Raw genomic sequence first — 22,113 nt, forward strand, 5'->3', positions numbered from 1 at the left:
TCGGTTCATCGATTGCATAATGCGCTAATAGAGCAAGAATATTATCTCACATGCAATGAGGAAGACGTCATTTTGCGTCAGCCGGAGACCACCGCCAGCCTGATCCTCCGGCATCAGCGCCGGCCGAAGGCGGCGAAGCCACTCCGGCCAAGCGGGGGATAAAGCATGCGGACGAAGTTTGACCGGGACATCGTGCGGCCGGCCTCGGCGGAACCGGCTGCCGCAGTCACGAGGCCTGCCGGCCGGGCGCACGCTCTGTGGCCCCGCCTCGCCCTGCTCTCCTCCGTCTCCGCCGCCGGCCTGCTGGCCGCCGTGCCGGGGCACGCGGGCGAGATCGGCTGCTCCGGCAGCAACCCGGCCACCTGCAACATCTCCAGCGGCTCCTACAGCCAGCGCGACTACGTCCTCATCACCGGCGCGGCCGGCGACGACGACGTCAAGACCGGCGGCGCCTCGGACAGCCTGAGCGTTACCAACAGCGGCACGTTCAATTTTGGCACGCTGACGACGACGCTCTTCCCCCTCTTCGCCGGCATCACCGCCGCCACGGTGGGCGGCACCGGCAAGGACGAGGGCGGCGGCGGCAATGCCGGCTCCCTGACCTTCACCAACAACGGCGCCGTCACCGCGAACCTGATCACCACCAACTTCCCCCCCGTGCTGTTCCTGATCCACGCCGTGTCGTCCGGCGGCGAGGGTGACCAGGACAACAAGAACGACAACTCCGACGGCGGCACCGGCGGCACCGGCGGCACGGTCACGTTCACCAACAACCAGCAGTTGAATGTGACCGGCACGAGCGAAGGCTTCATCGGCATCTTCGCGGAGAGTGCCGGCGGCCGAGGCGGCGAGCAGAACAGCGCCGTCATCGACGACCAGAAGGGCGGCGCGGGTGGCGCCGGCGGCAGTGCCACGGCCACCAACAACAGCACCATCCTGTTCGGCAGCAGCTCCAACCGGCTGCAGGGTCTGGCGGATGGCGGCGGCATGATCGCGAGTTCGCTCGGCGGCGCCGGCGGCAACTACAATGGCAACGCCGGATCGGCCGGATCGGCCACCGCCACCAACAACGGCTCGGTCCAGATTTATTGGAACGCCAATGGCGGCGATGAGGTGTTCGGCATCGCCGCCCTGAGCGCCGGCGGCGAGGGCATCGTCTCGACCGACAACAGCGACAATGGCGGCAATGGCGGCGGCAGCGGCACCGCGACGGCCAACAATGCCGGCCAGATCCTGGTCGACGTCACCAACGGCACCAGCGTGGTCGGCGCCGCCCTGGCGGCGGAGAGCCGGGGCGGCGACGGCGGCACGGGGCCGAAGGAGGATCATTCCGGCGGCAATGGCGGCACCGCCGGCAACGCGGCTGCGAACCTGATCGGCAGCGGCATGCTGACCACCCATGGCAATTCGCTCTACGGCATCCTGGCGGAGAGCCTGGGCGGCCAGGGTGGCGACGGCGGCGACGGCACCGCCCTGGCGGGCACCGGCGGCGGCGGCGGCTTCGGCGGCAATGCCGGCAATGTGACAGTCACCACTGCTGCCGGCAGCCTGATCACCACCACCGGCACCTATGCCGGCGGCATCGTCGCGCATTCCATCGGCGGCGGCGGCGGCACCGGCAGCGATTTCCAGAGCGTGCTGGGCGGCGCGGGCGGCAATGGCGGCAACGGCGGCAATGGCGGCACCGCGACCGTCACCAGCGCCGGCACGATCTCGACCACCGGCGACCATGCCTATGGCGTGCTGTCCCAGTCGATCGCGGGCAGCGGCGGCACCGGCGGGGTGGCGACCGGCGAATTCGTCGCGCTGGGCGGCGACGGCGCCGGCGGCGGCACCGCCGGGGAGGCGATCATCCGCAACAGCGGCGGCATCACCACCGGCGGATACTCGTCGCATGGCATCATCGCCCAATCGATCGGCGGCGGCGGCGGCGCGGCCGGGTCCGCCACCGGTCTGGTGAGCGTCGGCGGCGATGCCGCGGGCACCACCGATTCAGATGGCGGCAAGGTCCTGGTCAACAACACCGGCACGGTCACGACCGCGGGCGATGCCGCGGTCGGCCTGGTCGCCCAGTCGGTCGGCGGCGGCGGCGGCAGCGGCGGCGACAGCAAGGGCATCGCCGGGGTCGGCGGCTCCGGCTCGGCCGGCGGCGACGGCGGCGAGGTCGACCTGATCAATCTCGGCCGGATCCAGACGACGGGAGACTTCGGCCACGGAGTGCTGGCGCAGTCGGTCGGCGGCGGCGGCGGCAATGGCGGCGACGTGCTGACCGTCTCGACCATCGCGTCGATCGGCATCGGCGGCAATGCTGCCAATGGCGGCGACGGCGGGACGGTCTGCGTCGACAACACCGGCACCATCTGCAGCGACGGCAGCGGCCCGGCCGGCCAGGCGGCGACCATCACAACCACCGGCAACTACGCGGTCGGGCTGATGGCGCAGTCGGTCGGCGGCGGCGGCGGCAATGGCGGCAGCGTCCAGAACTACAGCGCCCTGTCCTTCGTGGCGCTGCAGATCGGCGGCAAGGGTGGCGACGGCGGGATCGGCAAGGGCGCGACCGTGCAGCAGAACGACCTGACGCTGACCACCGGCGGCGCCCACGCCATCGGCGTGCTGGCGCAGTCGGTCGGCGGCGGCGGCGGCAACGGCGGCGATGCCTCCTACTACAATGTCACCCTCGGATTCAACGCGTCCCTGGTGGTCGGCGGCAGCGGCGGCAGCGGCGGCACCGGCGGCGGGGCGGCGACCGTCGCGCTGAACAACTCCCGGATCATGACCGGCTTGCCCCCCAGCAACGTGGATCCCGAGACCTACGCGCCGGACGACGCCTTCGGCGTCGTGGCGCAGTCGGTCGGCGGCGGCGGCGGCAATGGCGGCAGCTCCAGCGCCGCCGATCTGGTCGTGGCAGCACCGACCGGCACCGGCGTGCCAGTCGCCTTCAACTTCCAGGGCGCCGTCGGCGGCACGGGCGGCAGCGCCGGCGCCGGCGGGGCTGCCTCGGTGTCCTTGACCGGCGGCAGCTCGGTCACCACGGTGGGCGACGGGTCCCATGCCGTCGTGGCGCAGTCGGTCGGTGGCGGCGGCGGCAATGGCGGCGACGCCTCGGTGCTGTCCACCACCCTCGGCGACAAGGACACGGTCGAGGTGACGGCCGGCATGAGCCTCGGCGGCAGCGCCAGCACCTCCGCCTCCACCGGCGGCACGGTCACGGTCACGCTCGGCGACGCCAGCGGACCGGTGGTCGGCAGCCCACCGGCGCTGCAGCTGCCGCCGACCCAGCCGACCCCGGCCTCGACCATCGTCACCTACGGCAACTACGCCGACGGGGTGCTGGCGCAGTCGATCGGCGGCGGCGGCGGCAATGGCGGCATCGGCGCCAGCAACGCCTATTCCCAGGGCGGCGTCGTCAGCGTCAAGGCAACGGTGGGCCTCGGCGGTACCGGCGGCAGCGGCGGCACGGTCAACATGACCCAGTATCAGAACCAGACGATCCAGACCCTCGGCTCCGGCTCGCGCGGCATCGTCGCCCAGTCGATCGGCGGCGGCGGCGGCAATTCGCAGGGCGGCACGCTGTTCCTGGCCGCCGGCGCGGGCGGCTATGAGGGCCGGCTGACCGTCGGGGTTGGCCGGACCGGCGGCAGCGGCGGTGACGGCGGCGCCGTCACCGCCAGCACGGCCGGCGCCATCTCGACGGTGGGCGGCGACGCCGACGGCGTCATGCTGCAGTCGATCGGCGGTGGCGGCGGGCTGGGCGGATCGATCGGCGCCGACGCCTCGTCCCACCCCATCCTCGACCGCATCGGCGAGTTCAAGGACAACAAGGACCGGCTGTCCGACGAAGGCAACACCTACACCCTGTCGGTCGATGTCGGCGGCACGGGTGGCGGCGGCGGCAATGGCGGCGCGGTCTCGCTGACCCATTCCGGGCGGATCGCCACGGCCGGCGACTGGGCCGACGGCATCGTGGCGCAGTCGATCGGCGGAGGCGGCGGCGCCGGCGGGTCGGCGACGGCGTCCGGCAGCAAGGTCCAGGCCAACATCACCGTCGGCGTCGGCGGCAAGGGCGGCTCCGCCGCCACGGGCGGCACCGTCTCCGCCATCTTCGACGACAGCTATAACAACCAGGCCAACACGTCGGGCTATGCCGCCAATGCCGTGGTGTTGCAGTCGATCGGCGGCGGCGGCGGCCAGGGCGGTGACGGGTCCGACCAGGCGGCCGGCAACCTGACGGTCGGCGGTGACGGCGGCGGCACGGGCGGCGGCGGAGGCGATGGCGGCACGGTCCAGATCAACCCGCTCGTCGACGGCCGCGGCAGCTGGCTGAACGCCATGACCAGCGGTGACGACGCCATCGGCATCCTGGCGCAGTCGATCGGCGGCGGCGGCGGCACCGGCGGCGCCGGCAACAGCAGCGCGGCCAAGAATATCGGCGGCCATGCGGTCGCGGTCGTCGTCGGCGGCAAGGGCGGCGTCTCCGGCAATGGCGAGGCCGTCACCCTGACCACCGGGCTGGCCCTGAACACCTTCGGCGCCCGATCCTACGGCGTCGTGGCGCAGTCGATCGGCGGCGGCGGCGGCATCGGTGGTGCCGGGGCCGCCAACAACCTGGTCGGCCTGGCTCTGGGCGGCCAAAGCGGGGCCGGCGGCAGTGGCGGCGCCGTGACAGTGGACATCACCACGGAAAGCCACATCACCACTGGCGGCGCTGGGGCGCACGCGATCGTGGCGCAGTCGATCGGTGGCGGCGGCGGCATCGGCGGCGATGCCTCGGTGGGCCTGTTCTCGCTGAACCCGGCCGGGCGCAGCGGTGCGGGCGGCGGCAACGGCGGCAATGGCGGCACCGTCGCGGTCACGGTCGACGGCTCGATCAACACCAGCGGCGCCAACGCCTTCGGCATCCTGGCCCAGTCGATCGGCGGCGGCGGCGGCTTCGGCGGCGATCAGTCCGGCGCCTTCGCGGGGTCGACCGGCTCGTCGGGCTCGGGGGTTGGCGGTGCGGTGACCGTGACACAGAGCGGCACGATCAGCACGACCGGCGCGAATTCGGTCGGCATCTTCGCCCAGAGCGAGGGGCCACAAGGGGATGGGAAGGTCACCGTGACCGTGAACGGCACCGTCACCGGCGGGTCGGGTCAGGGCGCGGGCGTCTGGGTGGCGGGCGGCGTGGACAATGTGATGACCGTGAACGCCAACGGCCGGATCTCGGCGACATCCGGAACCGCCATCCACTTCGTCGGGGACTCCACCGGCTCCCTTGGCAGCGTGCTGGACGTCACCAACTACGGCACCATCTCCGGCAACATCCTGCTGGTCAACAGCAATGACACCTGCAACGGGACAGGGGGCTATACCGTGCAATGCCTCGCCGGCACGGTGAACAACTACTCCAGCGACACGCTTGTCGACGCCTCGCTCTACGTGGCGGATGTGAACAACCAGGGCCGGCTGGTGGTCGGGCATTCCGGCGCGGTCGACGGCACCGAGATCGTCGGCGACTTCACCCAAGGGGCGGCCGGCACGCTGGTGGTCGACACCGACTTCAACCGCAGCGCCGCCGACCGGCTGCTGGTGCGCGGCGACGCGGCGCTGGGCGGCATGCTGGACCTGCAGGCCACCAGCCTGCGGCCCGGCCGGGCCCTGACCGTGCTGACCGTCGACGGCGCCGCCACCGGCGCGATCACCCCGGAGGTCTCGCCGATCTACCGCTTCGCCCTGGCGCCGCAGGGGCATGACTACCGCCTGTCGGTGGCCTCGGCCGATTTCGATGCGGAGGCGATGAAGCTGGAGGGCAACCAGTCCAAGGTCGCCCGTGGTCTGCAGGAGATCTGGGATGCGGGCGGCACCGACGGCTTCGGCACGCTGTTCGCCACCCTCGGCGCCGCCGCCGACCAGGGCAGCAAGGCCTATTCCGGCATGCTGTCCGACCTGTCGCCCGGCGTCGCCCTGGCCCCGGCGGCACAGTTGCAGGCCGGCCTGGCGCGGTTCAACAGCGGGCTGATGAGCTGCCCGGTGTTCAGCGGCGCCGACGCGCTGACCAGCGAGACCGAGTGCGCCTGGGCCCAGGTCACCGGCCGGTCGACCCAGCAGACCGCCGACAGCGGCACCTCCGGCTTCTCCGACGACAGCATCACCTACCAGGTCGGCGGCCAGCACGAGGTCGCGCCCGGCTGGCTCGTCGGCATGTCCGCCGCCTACCAGAACAGCTGGCTCGACGGCTATGACGGCCGGGTCGACGGCGACGGCGACAGCGGCTATCTCGGCCTCACCGTGAAGCGCGAGATCGGCCCCTGGCAGATCGCCGGCGCGCTCAGCGGCAGCTATGGCAGCTTCGAGCTGAACCGGCGGGTCTCCATCCCCGGCTTCGCCGGCACCGCGTCCAGCGATCCGGACGTCTTCGCCGGGTCGGCACGGCTGCGGGTGGCGCGGACCTTCGCCGTTTCCGAGATGTATCTGAAGCCCTATCTCGACCTGGACGCGATCTATTCGCGGATGCCGGGCTATCGCGAGGACGGCGGCGGCGATCTCGGCCTGAAGGTGGAGGACAGCGACCAGTTCACCTTCGCCTTCTCGCCGACGATCGAGGTCGGCGGGCGCGTCGCCGCCGGCAACGCCGTGCTGCGGCCCTACGCCTATGCCGGCGTCTCGATCCTGACCGACGACGACTGGACCGCGAAGGCCCGCTTCGCCGGCGCGCCGTCCGGTACCGGCAGCTTCGACACCTCGCTGCCGATCGACGATGTGGTGGCCCGCATCGGCGCCGGCGTCCAGGTTCTGACCGCCGCCGGGGTCGACTTCCGCTTCCAATACGATGGCGAGTTCTCCGACCGCACCTCCAGCAACGCCGGCTCGCTGAAGGCCATCCTGCCGTTCTGACCCGCCGGGGCATTCCTGGCGGATTTCGCGGCGCCGGCGCTGCAGACCGGCGTCGGCGAACCTCCGGGATCCGTCAGTCCGGCCGCCCGGTTGGACCGTCACGCCGCGCCGCGGCACGAAAGTCGACGGCGCCTAGATCGCCCGGCGCCAGCAAGTCCTGGATCGCGCCCGCGATCCCGCGATTCCGGGCATCGACGAAGCGCTCATAGAAGGCCAGGTTGGCCCGGCCGATGCCGTGCTCGGCGCTGAAGCTGCCGCCGAAGCGCCCGGCCGCCTCGCCGAACACCAGCTCGCGCAGCGGCGTCGGGTCGCGCGCCAAAGCGGAGTCGCGCGGCAGCACGAGGTTGAAGTGCACGCCGCCGTCGCCGACATGGCCGAAATCGCAGATCCGGGCCTCCGGATGCCGCTGCGCCAGCACCTCCGTCATCGCCCGACGGAACGGCATCACGTCGGCGCGCGAAAAACCGAGATCGAAGGCCACCACCCTGCCCTCGGCCGCCAAGCTCTCGCTCAGCACATGGCGCAGCGCCCAGAACTCGGATCCGCGGCCCGGCATGGCGTCGGCGAGCGGAGCGCCCGGCAGATCCCAGATCTCGGCCAGCACCTGCTCCATCAGGGCGTCGATCGACGGCTCCTGCTCCCGCGGCGCCCAGGAGCGCTCGATCTCGACCAGGATGCAGAAGGGCGGCGGCGGGTGCGGCGCGAAGGGGTTGCGCAGGCGGTTGTGATGCTTGAGCGCCAGCCCGACCGCGGCGCCCGACAGGCCCTCGAACGCCGCCAGATGGTCGCCGACCCGCTCCTCGAAGGCGGTCAGCAGAGTCATCACCGCCTCATCGTCGCGCGGCACCAGGACGGCCGTGGCCGATTGCTGCGGCAGGCGGCGAAGCTCCAGCACCGCGCGGGTGACCAGGCCATAGGCGCCGCCGGTGCCGATGAAGAGCTGCTTGAGGTCGAGCCCGGTGTTGTTCTTGCGCAGCGGCCGCATCAGGTCGAGCACGGTGCCCTGGGCATCGGGCAGCACGACCTCGAGCCCCAGCACATGCCGCCGCATGTCGCCGTAGCGGATGAAGCGCGCCCCGCCGGTGTTGGTCGCGACCATGCCGCCGACCATCGGGTCGGCGCCGAGGTCGATCGGCAGGGTCAGGCCGTGCGGTGCGAGCCCCTGGTTGAGGGCGGACAGGCGGAGGCCAGCGCCGACGGTCGCGCTGCGGTTGGCGACATCAACCTCGAACAGGCCGGTGAAGCGGTCGAGGCTGAGCACGCCCTGCGCCCCGCCGGGGTCGGGTGTCGAGCCGGCGACGAGGCCGGTGTTGCCGCCCTGGGGCACCAGCCGGATGCCGTGGCGCACGCAATGGGCGACGACGGCGGAGGCCTCGGCCGTCGTCGCCGGACGGGCGACGAAGGCGGCGCGGCCGCGGTCGTAGCGGGCGCCGGTCTCGTAGGATGAGAGGTCGTCGGGGGCCGCAAGCAGGCCGCGCTCTCCGAGCACCACCCGCAGGGCTTCCAGATGGCTGTCGTTCACTCGCGCAGGCTCTCCCGGCGCAGGCCCGGGCGGCGGCCGGCCTCCCTGCCGGTCGGGCCCGCCCCCGCATGGCGGATACTGGCGGCCAGGGACCGCCCTACCACGACTCTGCGTTGTCATCGATCAACTTGTCAACTTATGCTTTTTTTCGCGCAACCCGGCCGCAGCGCGTCGGGCGGCCAGATATCAATGAATTGATTTAAATATATAAACTCTCCAGACCATCTCTCCGGCTCGTCTGACAACCACCTCCGGACGGCCCCTGCCGGATCGCCACTTGTCAAGCAATCCCGGTCGCCGGCCTGCTGCCGGTCGCTACAGATGGATGCCGTCGAAGACTCGCTCCTGCGCGTTGCGAATATGGGCCTGCATCGCCTCGCGCGCCTTGACAGCGTCGCCGTCCCGGATCGCCTCGTAGACCGCCGCATGCTCGCGCTGGACCATCGCCAGATGCCCGGCCGAATGCAGCACGGAGAAGCTGCGCGCCAGGTCGATGACGTAGTCGAGATGCGGCCGCACCGCGGCGAGCGCCGCCTCGAAATACTGGTTCTGCGTGGCCCGGGCGATCGCGGTGTGGAAATCGCTGTCCTGCTGGACGCCGATCTTGCCGGTCCGGATCGCCTGGTCGATCGCGTCGAGTTCCTTCTTCACCGCGGCCAGCAGCACCTCGTTGCGGTTCAGGGCGGCGGCATAGGCCACCTCGCCCTCCAGCGCGATCCGAAACTGGTAGATGCGCCGCACGTCGGAGATCGTCTGGATCCCCTGGGCGCCATTCGCCGGCCGCGGCGGCTCCTCCGCGCCGACGACGAAGCTGCCGGCGCCCTGGCGGGACTGGATCAGCCCGTCCTCGCGCAGCCGGCGCAGGGCCTCGCGCACGATCGGCCGGGACACGCCGAAGCTCTGGCTGAGCTCCTTCTCGGACGGCAGCTTGCCGTCGCCCGGAAACTGGCCACGCTGGATGCGCCCCAGCATGTCGCCATAGAGGATATCGCTCAGTCTTGGACGTTGAGACACCGGAACCCTTTGCCGTCTGCGGGCCTGATTGTTTGCATGTGAGATTACACGTTATGCCGGGAAGCTCAAAGCCCGGCCGTCCCGGAAAATGGCACTGCGGCCCGGCTTACGACATCTTCGCCGCCACGATCAGGCCACAACGCCTCGCCCACATGTCAGTTGACATGTAATTTTCAGCCAGATAGATGTCAAACAAGCCCGGACGACATCGGGCAAAAATCGACATCGCGGCCACGGGCCATGTCGCCCGCACGCCGGAAACAACAGGGGATGGCACCATGGTCGGGGGTAGCCGCTGCATCACCATGACGCGCCGGGCGCTGCTGGGGGCCGGGCTGTCCTTGCCCTTCCTCTCGCTGCCGGGGCGGGCCCAGCCGGCCGATGGCGTCCTGCGCTACGGCCTGTCGGCCTTTCCGCCCAACCTGCAGCCCTGGGTCAGCACCGGCGCCGCCGCCGGCACGGTGAAGCTGATGCTGCACCGCAGCCTGGTCACCTATGACAGCAAGGGTCAGCTGCGCGGCGAGCTGGCCGAATCCTGGTCGGTCGATGACGAGGGCGCCTGGGTGTTCAAGCTGCGCCCCGGCTGCGTCTTCCAGAACGGCGACCCGGTCACCGCCGACGACGTGAAATGGTCGATCGAGCAGATCGCCGGCGAGACCTCGACCGCCTATATGCGCACTCAGTTCCAGGGCATCGCGCGCATCGATATCCCCGACCCGCAGACCGTCCGGCTGGTCACCAAGACGCCGACGGCGACGCTGCCGACCTGGTTCGCCAACTACAACACATTCGTGCTGTCGCGGAACTCGACGCCGAGCGAGCCGATCGGCGCCGGGCCCTTCCGCCTGGCCGGGCAGGAGCGCGGCACCTCGATCGAGCTGGCCGCCTTCGACAAGTTCTACAAGCCCGGCTTCCCCAAGCTGAAGGGCATCCGCTTCACCGTCTATGCCGACGAGAACCTGCGCGTCGCGGCGCTGCAGAGCGGCGATGTCGACATGATCGAATACGTCCCCTGGCAGTCGATGGGCACGGTCGAAGCCGACCCGCGGCTGCGGCTCGACGCGGTCGAGGGGCCGTTCATGTGCGTGCTGTTCAACGCCACCCGGCCGCCCTTCGACGACCCGCGCGTGCGCCGGGCGATCGCTCATGCGGTGAAGCGCGAGGACATCGTCAAGGCCGCCTTCTTCGGCCGGGGCAAGCCGCTGGCAGGGGTGCCGATCGTCGCGGGGACGCCGTGGTACGACGACGCGCTGGCGCAGGGCTGGGCCTACGACCCGGCCAAGGCCAAGGCACTGCTGGCCGAGGCCGGGCACCCTGACGGATTCCAGACGACGCTGCTGGCCACCGCCCAGTACGGCATGCACAAGGACACCGCCGAGGTGGTGCAGCAGCACCTGGCCGCCATCGGCATCCAGTGCGAGCTGCAGCTGCCCGACTGGTCGACCCGCGTCGCCCGCGGCACCAAGGGCCAGTACGACATCGCCATCCACGGCCTGGCCGCCGACAACAACGACCCCGACGGGCTGACCAGCGTGATCGACACCTCGCTGGCGCCCACCCATGGCCGCTCCTTCGGCCTGAAGGCGCCGAAGACCGTCGAGGCACTGGCCCGCGGCCGGGCCGAGTTCGACCCGGCCAAGCGGGTCGAGATCTACAAGGAGATGCAGCGCGCCGCCCTTGAGGAGGTGCCGCTGGCCGGCCTGGCCTGGCGGGCCCAGGGCTACGGCCTGGACCGGCGCCTCACCGGCTTCACCAACCTGCCCGGCGCGCTGACCACCTCCTCCGGCGCGACGCTCGAAGAGACGTCCTTTACATGATCGCCGGGCTGCTCCGCCGCATCGGAACCTCGCTGGCGCTGGCCTGGATCGTCGCCACGATCGTGTTCCTGGCGCTGCACATGGTGCCCGGCGACCCGGCGGAGCTGCTGCTGTCGACCGGCGGCGTCGCGCCCGACCCGGGCGCGGTCGCCGAGCTGCGCGAGCGGCTGGGCCTCGACCGGCCGCTGTCGGACCAGTATTTCGAGTTCCTGTCCGGGCTGCCGCGGGGCGACCTGGGCAACTCCCTGGTCGACGACTATCCGGTGGCGCAGGAGATCGCGCTGCGCCTGCCGCGCACGCTGGAGCTGATCGCCGCCGGCGCGCTGCTGGCCGTGGTCTTCGGCATCCCGGCCGGCACCTATGCCGCGATGCACCGCGGCGGGACATTCGACCGCGTCGCCTCCGGCCTCGCCGCACTGCTGCTGGCGGTGCCGGTCTTCGTGGTCGGCACCCTGCTGATCCTGCTGATGGCCCAGGCGCTGCGGCTGATGCCGGCCGGCGGCTTCGTGCCGCTGGCCCAGGATCCGATGAAGCACCTGACCCTGCTGGCCCTCCCGGCGATCGCCATCGCCAAGGGCCTGACCGCGATCGTGTTCCGGATGACCCGGTCCTCGGTGCTGGACGCCCTGTCGCGCGACTATGTCCGCACCGCCCGCGCCAAGGGCCTGTCCCCGGCCCGGGTGCTGGTGCACCACGTCGTGCGCAACGCGCTGAGCCCGGTGCTGACCGTGCTGGGCCTGCAGATGGGCACGATGCTGGGCGGCACGGTGCTGGTCGAATACGTCTTCAACTGGCCCGGCCTGTCGACGCCGCTGCTGCACGCGGTCGAGGCGCGCGACTACCCGATGGTGGTCGGCATCGTGCTCACCGTCTCCGGCCTGTTCCTGCTGATCAACCTGGCGATGGACCTGCTCTACGCCGTGCTCGATCCGCGGATCCGCGCAGCATGAGGCGCCTCTGGATCCCCGGCGCGCTGGTCGCGGCCGTCATCCTGCTGGCGCTGCTGGCGCCGTGGCTGGGCCTGGCGGACCCGGTCAAGCAGGACATCGCCCAGCGCCTGGCCGGGCCGATGCCGGGGTCGCCGCTGGGCCGTGACGAGTTCGGCCGCGACGTGCTGTCCCGCCTGATCTGGGGCGCGCGCACCAGCCTGGGCGTCGCCTTCGCCGCCGCCGCGATCGCCGGCATCATCGGCACCGCGCTCGGGCTGGTCGGCGGCTGGTTCCGCGGCATCGGCGAGTTGCTGACGGTGCGCAGCATGGACATCATCCTGTGCTTCCCGCCGGTGCTGCTGGCGCTGCTGGTCGTCACCCTGCTGGGCCCCGGCGCCGGCACGCTGATCCTGGTGCTGTCCGTGCTGTACCTGCCCGGCTTCGCCCGGGTGACCTATGCCGAGGTGCTGTCGGCCCGCAGCCACGACTATGTCGAGGCGGTGCGCGCCCTGGGCGCCCCGACCGGCCGCATCCTGCTGCGCACCGTGCTGCCCAACATCGCCGGGCCGGTGCTGGTGCAGCTGTCGCTCGCCGTCGCCGCCGCCGTGGTGCTGGAAAGCGGCCTGTCCTTCCTCGGCCTCGGCGTGGTGCCGCCCGCCCCGTCCTGGGGCCTGATGATCCGCGGCGCCCGCGCAACGATGGAGCAGTCCCCGCTGCTGCTGCTGTGGCCCTGCGCGGCGCTGAGCCTGACCATCCTGGCGATGAACCTGCTGTGCGACGCGCTGCGCGACGCGGTCGACCCGCGCACGCCGGCCGCCCGCCCCCGCCTGCGCCTGATCGACCGGATGCTGCCCGGGCTGCTGCCGCCACCGGCGCAGACCGACGCCGTGCTGGACCTGCAGGGCCTGACGGTCGAGATCGCCACCCCGCGCGGCGTCATCCGGCCGGTCGAGGACGTTTCGCTGTCGGTCCGCCCCGGCGAGACCATGGCCATCGTCGGCGAGAGCGGCTCCGGCAAATCGGTCACCGCCACCGCCCTGATGGGGCTGCTGCCGCCGACGGCCCGGCCGGTCGCCGGCGCCGCCTGGCTGGGCGAGCGCGACCTGCTGCGGCTGGGCGAGCCGGCCCTGCGGGCCCTGCGCGGCGGCGCCATGGCCATGGTGTTCCAGGACCCGATGAGCAGCCTGAACCCGGTGCACCGTGTCGGCGACCAGGTGGCCGAGGCGATCCGGGCCCATCGCGCGATGACGGCCAAGGCGGCGCGGACCGAGGCGCTGGGCCTGTTCCGCCGCGTCGGCATCGCCGACCCGGAGCGGCGGCTGGACGCCTGGCCGCACGAGCTGTCGGGCGGCATGCGGCAGCGGGTGATGATCGCCATGGCGCTGGCCAACCGCCCGGGCCTGCTGATCGCCGACGAGCCGACCACCGCGCTGGACGTCACCGTCCAGGCCCAGATCCTGGACCTGCTGGCCGAGCTGCAGCGCGAGACCGGCACGGCGATGATCTTCATCACCCACAGCCTGGGCGTCGTCGCCGAGATCGCCGACCGGGTCACGGTGATGTATGCGGGGCAGGTGGTCGAGCAGGGCGACGTCGCCGCGGTCTTCGCAGCCCCCCTGCACCCCTACACCCGCGCCCTGCTGGCGGCGACGCCCGACGGCGACGGCCAGCCCGCCGGCATCCCCGGCGTGGTGCCGCAGCCCCATGCCTTCCCGACCGGCTGCCGCTTCGCGCCGCGCTGCAGCCATGCCGTGGCGGCCTGCGAAGCGGCGCCCGTGATGCTCGACGAGACGCAGGGCGGCCGGCTGACGCGCTGCATCCGCTGGCCGGATCTGGCGAACGGAGCGGAGTGCGCGGCATGATCCCCCCATCGACGACGCCGCTGGTCGAGGCCAGGGGCCTGTCCAAGATCTTCCACACCGGCGGCCTGTTCCGGCGCGGCCGGTTTGTGCAGGCCGTGCGCGGGGTGGATGCCGGCGTGGCCCGTGGCGAGGCGCTGGGCGTCGTCGGCGAATCCGGATCGGGCAAGAGCACGCTGGGCCGGATGATGCTGGGGCTGATGCCGGCCAGCGCGGGGACGGTCAGCTTCGACGGCCGGCCGCTGGGCCGCCCCTCCGGCCGCGACTGGCGGGCGCTGCGCCGGCGCATGCAGATCGTGTTCCAGGATCCCTATGGCAGCCTCGACCCGCGCCGCCGGGTCGGGGCGCAGATCGCCGACGGCCTGGCCATCCACCGCGTCGGCGACGCCGCGGAGCGCGACGGCCGCGTGGCCGGGCTGCTCGAACGCGTCGGTCTCGACCCCAGCCATGCCCAGCGCTACCCGCACGAATTCTCCGGCGGCCAGCGCCAGCGCATCGGCCTGGCCCGCGCCCTGGCCAGCGGGCCGGACTTCCTGGTCGCCGACGAGCCGGTGTCGGCGCTGGACGTCTCGATCCAGGCCCAGATCGTGCAGCTGCTGGCCGAGCTGCGCCGCGACCTGGGGCTGGCCCTGCTGTTCATCAGCCACGACCTGCCGGTGGTGCGGCATCTCTGCGACCGGGTGATCGTGATGTATCTCGGCCGGGTGATGGAGGAAGGCCCGGCCGAGGCGGTCTTCACCAGCCCGGCCCACCCCTACACCCGGGCCCTGATCTCGGCGACGCCGCAGCTGCACCCGGACCGACGCGCCGACCGCATCCTCCTGGCCGGCGAACCGCCGAGCCCGTCCAACCCGCCCTCCGGCTGCGTCTTCCGCACCCGCTGCGCCCATGCGCGGCCGGCCTGTGCGGAGGCGGTGCCGGAGCTGCGCCCCCACGGCGAAGCCCGCCGTGTCGCCTGCATCCGGGCCGAGGAGATCGCCTGAATGACGATCCGGCCCGACCACCGACCTGCCGACGAGGAGTAGAGCTTTGGCCGCGAAGACGGAACCGAAGGTGCATATGGGCACCATCACGGGCGGCGAGGCCCGCGACATCCTGGCCCGGAACCCGGTGATCCTGCTGCCGATGGGCAGCCATGAGGATCAGGGCCCGCACGCGCCGATGGGCGACTACCTGCTGGCCGAGAAGATCGCCGAGCTGGCCGCCATCCGCGCCAGCGAGCGCGGCGTCCGCACCCTGGTGGCGCCGGTGCTGCCCTATGGCGGCGTCGACTGGTTCGCCCCGATGATCGGCGGCATCGCCCTGAGCCAGGCGACGCTGACCAGCGTCATCGCCGAGATGGTCGGCTCGCTGCACAAGACCGGCCTGACCCGCATCGTCGTCATCAACGGCCATGGCGGCAATGTCGGGCCGATCGCCGAGGTGGCGCGCGGCCTGTACCTGCGTGACGGCACGGTGCTGCCGAGCCTGTATCTGTGGCGCATCGGCTACGGCCTGCTGCCCGGCATCGTCGGGGCCGAGAATTCCGCCAAGGTCGCAGGCCACGGTGCCGACCCGCTGACCAGCATCGGCCTGCACCTGTTCCCGGAGCTGATGCGCCCGGAGATGATGCCGACGGAGCGGCCGGCGAAGCGCGACCCGGTGCTGGACCTGCCCTTCACCGGGCTCGGCACCGCCAGCTTCGACGGCGCCGAGATCGGCATGCCGAACCAGTATGACGAGGTCTACACCCTCGGCGTCGGCAAGGGCGACCCGCGCCTGTGCTCGGCCGAGACCGGCGCGGCTCTGACCGAGAAGCTGACCGAGATCTGCGCCCGCTTCGTCGCCCATTTCGCCGGCAAGGTCGCGGCCTGAGGGCTGCAAAGACGAGATCAATGCTGCCCCGGACGGGGCCAACAAAGGGGGCTTCCAGATGCTGACGCGCCGTCTCCTGCTGCAGACCGGGGTCGCGACCCTCGCGGCCCCGGCCATCCTCCGGGCCCAGTCGCCTGCCGGCCAGATCCGGCTGATGGCCTATGCCGACGGCACCTTCCAGGACAATTACGTCGAGACCGTCATCGAGCCGTTCCAGCAGGCTTTCCCGGGCGTGGAGGTCGCCTATGCGCCCGGCGGCACCTCGGCCGAGATGCTGGGCAACATCCGCGCCCAGAAGGCGGACCCGCAGATCGACGTCACCATCATGGACGTCACCGCGTCGAACATCGGCAATGCCGAGGGGCTGTTCGACAAGCTGAGCCCGGCCGAGGTGCCGTCGCTGGAGGAGCTGGTCCCCGAGGCCCGCGCCGCCGGCGGCGAGTTCGGCCCGGCCGTGACCTTCGACCATCTGGTGCTGGTGACCGACGCCCAGAACCTGCAGCCCCCGCTCGCCAGCCTGGCCGACCTGTGGCGCCCGGACCTGAAGGGGCAGCTGGCGATCAGCGCCCCGCCGAACATCCAGGGCCTGGCCCTGACCGTGATGGTCGAGAAGATGCTGGGCGGCGACTACCGGCAATCGGTCGACCAGGCGATCGCCAAGCTGGCCGAGCTGGCGCCGTCGGTGAACACCTGGAACCCCAATCCCGACGGCTATTCCCTGATCCAGAACGGCATCGTCCGCGTCGCCACCGGCTGGAACGCGCGGTCGCAGCGCAAGATCGACGAGACCCAGGGCAAGCTCGGCGCGCTGCTGCCGCCGGAGGGCTCGGTGTTCCAGATCAACACCATCAACCTGACCGCCGGCTCGAAGAACCGCGCCACGGCCGTTGCCTTCATCAACCACGCCCTGTCGCAGCAGGCCCAGAAGGCCTTCACCGAGCGCGTGTTCTACGCGCCGACCAACGGCAAGGCGCAGATCGATCCCAAGGCGCTGGCCCGCACCGCCGCCGCGCCGGAGAACCGCAGCCGCATGATCGAGGTGGACTGGAGCGAGATCGTCAAGGTGCGCGACAAGTGGAACAACCGCTGGCGCCGCGAAGTGATTTCGGCCGGCTGATCCGATGAGCTACCTCCAGCTGCAGGGCCTGGCCAAGCACTATGGCAGTTTCGTCGCGGTCGACGACGTCTCGCTGACCGTCGGCCGGGGCGAGGCGGTGGCGCTGCTCGGCCCGTCCGGCTGCGGCAAGACCACGACGCTGCGGATGCTGGCCGGGCTGATCGCGCCGGATGGCGGCACCATCCGGGTCGACGGCGCCGACATCACCCGCGAGCCGGCGCATCGCCGCAACATGGGCTACGTCTTCCAGTCCTACGCGCTGTTCCCGCATCTGAGCGTGGCACGCAATGTCGGCTTCGGGCTGGAGGAGCGGCGGGTGCCGCGCGCCGAGGCCGCCGCCCGGGTCGAGGAGGCGCTGGCCATGGTCCGCCTCGGCGCGCTGGGCGGTCGCCGCCCGCGCGAGCTGTCGGGCGGCCAGCAGCAGCGCGTGGCGCTGGCGCGGGCCCTGGTGGTCCGGCCGTCGGTGCTGCTGCTCGACGAATCCCTGTCCAACCTCGACGCCAAGCTGCGCGACGCGATGCGGCACGAGATCCGCGACATCCAGCGGTCGCTCGGCATCACCACGCTGTTCGTCACCCATGACCAGGTCGAGGCGCTGACCATGTGCGACCGGATCGCGGTGATGAACCGCGGCCGGGTCGAGCAGGTGGGGGCGCCGGAGGACATCTACGAACGCCCGGCGACGCGCTTCGTCGCCGATTTCGTCGGCCGCGCCAACATCCTGCCGGCGACGCGGGATGCCGACGGGCGCCTGGCGCTGTGGGGCACGACGCTGCCGGTCGCGGCCCCGCCGGCGGGCGAGATCGACATCTTCGTCCGGCCGCAGCGCATCCGCCTGGCCCCGGTCTCCGAGCCGGCGTCGGAGGGCGTGGCCCGCATCCGCGGCCAGGTCTCGCACAGCGTCTTCATCGGCGACCGGATCGAGGTCGTGGTCGAGGGAGCCGGCGGCCAGCTGAGCGTCGAGATGCCGTCCGGCCAGCGCCCGCCGGCCGAGGGCATTGAGGTCGCGGCGATCTGGCCGGTCGAGGACACGCTGGTGTTCCCGCGCGAGGCGCCATGACCGACGCCCTGCACCCCCTCGCCGCCGAACGCCCTGCCCTGCCCCGCGGCCGGCGCCTGCCGCTGCCCCTGCTGGTGCTGCCGGCGGCGCTGTTCGTGCTCGCCATCTATCTCTGGCCGACGCTCGGGCTGTTCCGCACCGCCTTCAACGAGGTCGGGCCGACCGGCGCGATGGTCGAGGCCTGGTCGCTGCAGACCGCGAAGGATGTCTTCTCGGATTCCTTCACGGCCGAGCTGACCCTCAATTCCCTCTGGCTGTCGCTGGTGGCGACCGCCCTGGCGCTGGCGCTGTCCTACCCGGTGGCGCTGTTCCTGTTCCGCACCAAATCGCGTTTCCGCGGCCTGCTGGCCGTGGTCGCGATCATGCCGATGCTGGTGTCCGGCGTGGTGCGCATCTTCGGCTGGCTGGCCATCCTCGGCGACCGCGGCCTGGTCAACGGCATCGCCCAGTGGCTGGGGCTGATCAGCACGCCGATGCGGCTGGTGTTCAACTGGACCGGCGTCACCATCGGCCTGGCCGAGAGCATCATGCCCTACATGATCCTGGCGCTGCTGGCCGGGTTCGGGCGCCTGGACCGCACGCTGGAGGAGGCGGCGCGCAGCCTGGGCGCCACACCGCTGCGCTGCTTCCTGCGCGTCACCCTGCCGCTGAGCCTGCCGGCCATCGCGCTGGCCGCGGGCCTGGGCTTCGTGCTGTCGATGTCGTCCTACATCACGCCCAGGCTGATGGGCGGCGGCCGCATTTTCGTGCTGGCGACCGAGATCTACGAGCAGGCGACCACCAACACCAACTGGCCGGTGGCCGCGGTGCTGGCGATCTACACGCTGGTGCTGCTGCTGGCCCTGGCCGTCGTGGCCCGGCTGGCGGCGCGGAGGCTGCAGCGATGAACGGCGCCGGCCGCGTCCTCTCCACCCTCGCCGGCATCGTCTACGCCATGATCCTGGCGCCCATCGTCGTGGTGGTGGCGCTGGCCTTCTCCGCCGACGACTTCATCGTCTTCCCGCCCTCGGGCTACTCGTTCCGCTGGTTCCAGGCGCTGGCCGGCAACGGGCCGCTCCTGGACGCGCTGATGCTGAGCGCGCAGATCGCCTGCGTGGTCACGGCGCTGTCGCTGCTGCTGGGCGTGCCGGCGGCGCTGGCCCTGAACAAGGGCAGCTTCCCCGGCCGCGAGGCGCTGCAGGGCTTCTTCCTGGCGCCGCTGCTGCTGCCGACGCTGATCATCGGCCTGGCGCTGCTGCTGTTCTTCACGCCGCTGCACCTGACCGCCACACTGCCCGGCCTGGTGCTGGGCCACATGATCGTGACCCTGCCCTTCGTCATCCGGATGATGACGACCGCCTTCTCCACCCTGCCGGACGACATCGAGGCCGCGGCCGCCACGTTGGGCGCCACGCCCTGGCGGGTGGTGTGCCGGGTCACCCTGCCGCTGGCCGCACCCGGCCTGGTCGCCTGCGGGGCCTTGTCCTTCCTGCTGTCCTTCGACGAGACCGTGATCTCGCTGTTCATCGCCGGGCCGCGCGCCTCGACCCTGCCGGTCGAGATGGTGCGCTACGTCGAAGGCCGCACCGACCCGATGGTCGCGGCCCTGTCGGTCGTGCTGATCGCCGCGACCCTTCTCGTCGTCATTCTGGTCGAACGTCTCGTCGGCGTCGCGCGCGCCGTCGGCAACTAGGGAAAGCCACATGCCCGATTACCGCATCGCCCCCATGCCGCAGCAGATTTCCCCCGCTTTGGTGGAGAAGCTGCGCCGCGTCGAGACCGCGACCATCGGCCATTCCCAGCATTGGGGCTTCATGGACCGGGGCATCCAGCCGCTGCTGCGCGGCAAGCGCATCGCCGGCGCGGCCGTGACCCTGGCCATCCCGGGCCAGGATTCGACCCTGCTGCATCACACGCTGGGCCTGCTGCGGCCGGGCGACATCCTGGTGGTCGACCGGCTGGGCGACGACAAGCACGCCTGCTGGGGCGGCGGCGTCACCATCGCGGCCAAGGCGGCCGGCGCGGTCGGCGGCATCGTCGACGGGCCGTGCACCGACCTGGCCGAGATCGAGGATTCGGACTTCCCGATGTGGTGCCGCGGCATGTCGCCGATCACCACCCGGCTGTACAACCTGGGCGGCACGCTGAACCTGCCGGTGTCCTGCGGCAACGTCCCGGTGCGGGCCGGCGACGTCATCCTGGCCGACGAATCCGGCGTGCTGGTGCTGCCGGCCGACCAGGCCGAGGCGATCGCCGACGCCGCGCTGGTGCGGCAGGAGCGCGGCGAGCGCAGCCAGGAGCGGGTCAAGGCCGGCGAAAAGCTGGGCGACATCTCCGGCGCCAGCCGTATGGTGCTGGAAGCCCTGAACCAGACCAGCTGAGGCCAGCATCGTGACGGACTCCCCGCGCGCCCCGCGCGTCACCGACTTCGCTTGCGAGAAGCGGCCGGCCACCGGCTCGCGCGGCATGGTCGTCACCAACCATCCGCTGGCCTCCGCCGCGGGGTCGGAGATGCTGCTGGCCGGCGGCAACGCGGTGGACGCGGCGGTGGCCGCCCTGTTCACGCTGACCGTGGTCGAGCCGATGATGGTTGGCGTGCTGGGCGGCGGCGTCGCCCATATCCGGCTGGCGGATGGGCGGCACCTGGTGCTGGACGGGCTGTCGACCGCGCCGGGCCGCGGCGGCGCCGCCATGTACGAGCCGCTGTCGGACGAGATCGGCAAGGCCCGGCTGGTCCGCGACCGGGAGAATGAGGTCGGCCCCAAGGCCGTGGCCGTGCCCGGCGCGTTGGCCGGCTGGTGCGAGGCGCTGGCCCGGTTCGGCACCCTGCCGCTGGCCGATGTGCTGGCGCCCGCGATCCGCCTGGCCGAGCGCGGCTTCATCGCCAGCCCCTATCTGTCGGACTGCATCAGCGACTGCGCCGCGGACCTGGCCCGCGACCCCGGCCTGTCGGCCCTGTTCCTGCCCGGCGGACAGCCGCTGCGGCCGGGCGACCGGCTGGTGCAGGGCGACTATGCCGCCAGCCTGCGGCTGATCGCCGAGCGCGGGCCTGCCGCGCTCTATGATGGCCCGCTGGGCGCCGCGCTGACCGATTTCATGGCGGGCCATGGCGGTCTGATCGACCAGGCCGACCTGAGCGCCTTCCGGGTGATCGAGCGGGCGCCGGTGCGCGGCACCTATCGCGGCTTCGAGATCCTGGGGCCGCCGCCGCCCTCTTCCTCCGGCGTGCATATCGTGCAGATGCTGAACATCCTGGAGGGCTACGATATCGGCGGGCTGGGCTTCGGCTCGGCCGATGCGGTGCACCTGCTGGCCGAGGCGCTGAAGATCGCCTTCGCCGACCGCGCCGTCGCCACCGCCGACCCCGCCTTCGTCGACGTCCCGGTCGACCGCCTGATCGCCAAATCCTATGCCGAGGAGCGCCGGTCCCGTATCGACCTGCGGCGGACCCAGGCCTGGACCGCCGGCCTGGCGGGCGGGGAATCGGCCAACACCACCCATGTCACCGTGGCGGACGCCGCAGGCAACGTCGTCGCCACCACCCAGACCATCAACGGCCTGTTCGGCGCCTGCACCCAGATCCCCGGCACCGGCATGCTGACCAACAACTACATGTACAATTTCGACCCGCATCCCGGCCGCGCCCTGTCGATCGCGCCGGGCAAGCGGGTGTTCACCTCGATGGCGCCGATGATGGCGCTGCGCGACGGCAGGCTGGCCTTCGCCCTCGGCCTGCCCGGCGGCCTGCGCATCTTCCCGTCGGCGCTGCAGGCGATCGTCAACCTGATCGACCACGGCATGACCCTGCAGGAGGCGGTCGAGGCCCCGCGGGTGTGGACCGAGGGCGGCGTGCTGGAGCTCGAGCAGGCCTTCCCCGACGCCGTCGCCGAGGACCTGGCCGCCCGCGGCCACAGCATCACCCGCATGCCGCGCATCGCCGGCGGCATGAACGCGATCGCCTTCGCCCCCGACGGCATCCTGACCGGCGCCGCCTGCTGGCGCGCCGACGGCACGCCCGTCGCCATCTCCGGCGGCCTGGCCCGTGCCGGCGTCCGCTTCACCATCTGACCTGTTGCCCGACTGGAGTTA

The 22,113-nt window shown here is 71.8% G+C and carries 14 protein-coding genes; 12 read left to right on the forward strand and 2 right to left on the reverse strand.

Annotated features, from left to right (window positions below):
• Window positions 1–165: 165 nt before the first annotated feature.
• Window positions 166–6,873, forward strand: coding sequence for an autotransporter outer membrane beta-barrel domain-containing protein (locus FFK22_RS03610; protein ID WP_138887404.1), 6,708 nt, complete (start codon window positions 166–168; stop codon window positions 6,871–6,873).
• A gap of 73 nt (window positions 6,874–6,946) precedes the next feature.
• Here FFK22_RS03610 and FFK22_RS03615 read toward each other — a convergent pair whose 3' ends face one another.
• Window positions 6,947–8,395, reverse strand: coding sequence for an FAD-binding oxidoreductase (locus FFK22_RS03615; protein ID WP_221938358.1), 1,449 nt, complete (start codon window positions 8,393–8,395; stop codon window positions 6,947–6,949).
• A gap of 315 nt (window positions 8,396–8,710) precedes the next feature.
• Window positions 8,711–9,367 (reverse strand): FadR/GntR family transcriptional regulator, encoded by a 657-nt coding sequence (locus FFK22_RS03620; protein ID WP_143956793.1) that lies wholly within the window; start codon window positions 9,365–9,367, stop codon window positions 8,711–8,713.
• Between the two features lie 320 nt (window positions 9,368–9,687).
• Between FFK22_RS03620 and FFK22_RS03625 the strand changes: the two genes are divergently transcribed.
• The 11 genes from FFK22_RS03625 to ggt are packed head-to-tail and all read left to right on the forward strand — an operon-like array spanning window position 9,688 to window position 22,092.
• A complete protein-coding gene (locus FFK22_RS03625) occupies window positions 9,688–11,226 on the forward strand; it encodes an ABC transporter substrate-binding protein (protein ID WP_138887401.1) in 1,539 nt (512 codons plus the stop codon).
• Window positions 11,223–12,176, forward strand: a complete 954-nt coding sequence (locus FFK22_RS03630; protein WP_186002287.1) for an ABC transporter permease — start codon at window positions 11,223–11,225, stop codon at window positions 12,174–12,176. The genes FFK22_RS03625 and FFK22_RS03630 overlap by 4 nt, the downstream gene beginning before the upstream one ends.
• Window positions 12,173–14,017, forward strand: coding sequence for a dipeptide/oligopeptide/nickel ABC transporter permease/ATP-binding protein (locus FFK22_RS03635; RefSeq protein ID WP_138887400.1), 1,845 nt, complete (start codon window positions 12,173–12,175; stop codon window positions 14,015–14,017). Before FFK22_RS03630 ends, FFK22_RS03635 begins: the two co-directional genes overlap by 4 nt.
• A complete protein-coding gene (locus tag FFK22_RS03640; protein ID WP_138887399.1) occupies window positions 14,014–14,997 on the forward strand; it encodes an ABC transporter ATP-binding protein in 984 nt (327 codons plus the stop codon). The genes FFK22_RS03635 and FFK22_RS03640 overlap by 4 nt, the downstream gene beginning before the upstream one ends.
• Before the next feature lie 46 nt (window positions 14,998–15,043).
• Complete coding sequence (locus FFK22_RS03645) at window positions 15,044–15,868, forward strand: creatininase family protein (protein ID WP_221938359.1); 825 nt, start codon at window positions 15,044–15,046, stop codon at window positions 15,866–15,868.
• Between the two features lie 58 nt (window positions 15,869–15,926).
• The gene (locus FFK22_RS03650) at window positions 15,927–16,985 is read left to right on the forward strand and encodes an extracellular solute-binding protein (protein WP_138887398.1); all 1,059 of its coding nucleotides are present in this window, start codon (window positions 15,927–15,929) and stop codon (window positions 16,983–16,985) included.
• Window positions 16,986–16,989: 4 nt separating this feature from the next.
• Complete coding sequence (locus FFK22_RS03655) at window positions 16,990–18,045, forward strand: ABC transporter ATP-binding protein (RefSeq protein WP_138887397.1); 1,056 nt, start codon at window positions 16,990–16,992, stop codon at window positions 18,043–18,045.
• Window positions 18,042–18,932 (forward strand): ABC transporter permease, encoded by an 891-nt coding sequence (locus FFK22_RS03660; protein ID WP_138887396.1) that lies wholly within the window; start codon window positions 18,042–18,044, stop codon window positions 18,930–18,932. The genes FFK22_RS03655 and FFK22_RS03660 overlap by 4 nt, the downstream gene beginning before the upstream one ends.
• Window positions 18,929–19,717, forward strand: a complete 789-nt coding sequence (locus FFK22_RS03665; protein ID WP_138887395.1) for an ABC transporter permease — start codon at window positions 18,929–18,931, stop codon at window positions 19,715–19,717. The genes FFK22_RS03660 and FFK22_RS03665 overlap by 4 nt, the downstream gene beginning before the upstream one ends.
• A 10-nt stretch (window positions 19,718–19,727) precedes the next feature.
• Window positions 19,728–20,405 (forward strand): RraA family protein, encoded by a 678-nt coding sequence (locus FFK22_RS03670; RefSeq protein WP_138887394.1) that lies wholly within the window; start codon window positions 19,728–19,730, stop codon window positions 20,403–20,405.
• Between the two features lie 10 nt (window positions 20,406–20,415).
• Window positions 20,416–22,092: a gamma-glutamyltransferase gene (ggt, locus tag FFK22_RS03675; protein ID WP_306770067.1), complete on the forward strand. Its 1,677-nt coding sequence runs from the start codon at window positions 20,416–20,418 to the stop codon at window positions 22,090–22,092.
• The last annotated feature ends 21 nt before the right edge of the window (window positions 22,093–22,113 follow it).

It is taken from the genome of Mycobacterium sp. KBS0706 (genome assembly GCF_005938675.2).
GTDB lineage: Bacteria > Pseudomonadota > Alphaproteobacteria > DSM-16000 > Inquilinaceae > Inquilinus.

What these genes read in the sequence shown, in the direction of transcription:
- FFK22_RS03610 (WP_138887404.1), top strand. Translation starts at nt 166, where the DNA reads ATGCGGACGAAGTTTGACCGGGACATCGTGCGGCCGGCCTCGGCGGAA.
- FFK22_RS03620 (WP_143956793.1), bottom strand. Translation starts at nt 9,367, where the DNA reads ATGCTGGGGCGCATCCAGCGTGGCCAGTTTCCGGGCGACGGCAAGCTG.
- FFK22_RS03625 (WP_138887401.1), top strand. Translation starts at nt 9,688, where the DNA reads ATGGTCGGGGGTAGCCGCTGCATCACCATGACGCGCCGGGCGCTGCTG.
- FFK22_RS03630 (WP_186002287.1), top strand. Translation starts at nt 11,223, where the DNA reads ATGATCGCCGGGCTGCTCCGCCGCATCGGAACCTCGCTGGCGCTGGCC.
- FFK22_RS03635 (WP_138887400.1), top strand. Translation starts at nt 12,173, where the DNA reads ATGAGGCGCCTCTGGATCCCCGGCGCGCTGGTCGCGGCCGTCATCCTG.
- FFK22_RS03640 (WP_138887399.1), top strand. Translation starts at nt 14,014, where the DNA reads ATGATCCCCCCATCGACGACGCCGCTGGTCGAGGCCAGGGGCCTGTCC.
- FFK22_RS03650 (WP_138887398.1), top strand. Translation starts at nt 15,927, where the DNA reads ATGCTGACGCGCCGTCTCCTGCTGCAGACCGGGGTCGCGACCCTCGCG.
- FFK22_RS03655 (WP_138887397.1), top strand. Translation starts at nt 16,990, where the DNA reads ATGAGCTACCTCCAGCTGCAGGGCCTGGCCAAGCACTATGGCAGTTTC.
- FFK22_RS03660 (WP_138887396.1), top strand. Translation starts at nt 18,042, where the DNA reads ATGACCGACGCCCTGCACCCCCTCGCCGCCGAACGCCCTGCCCTGCCC.
- FFK22_RS03665 (WP_138887395.1), top strand. Translation starts at nt 18,929, where the DNA reads ATGAACGGCGCCGGCCGCGTCCTCTCCACCCTCGCCGGCATCGTCTAC.
- FFK22_RS03670 (WP_138887394.1), top strand. Translation starts at nt 19,728, where the DNA reads ATGCCCGATTACCGCATCGCCCCCATGCCGCAGCAGATTTCCCCCGCT.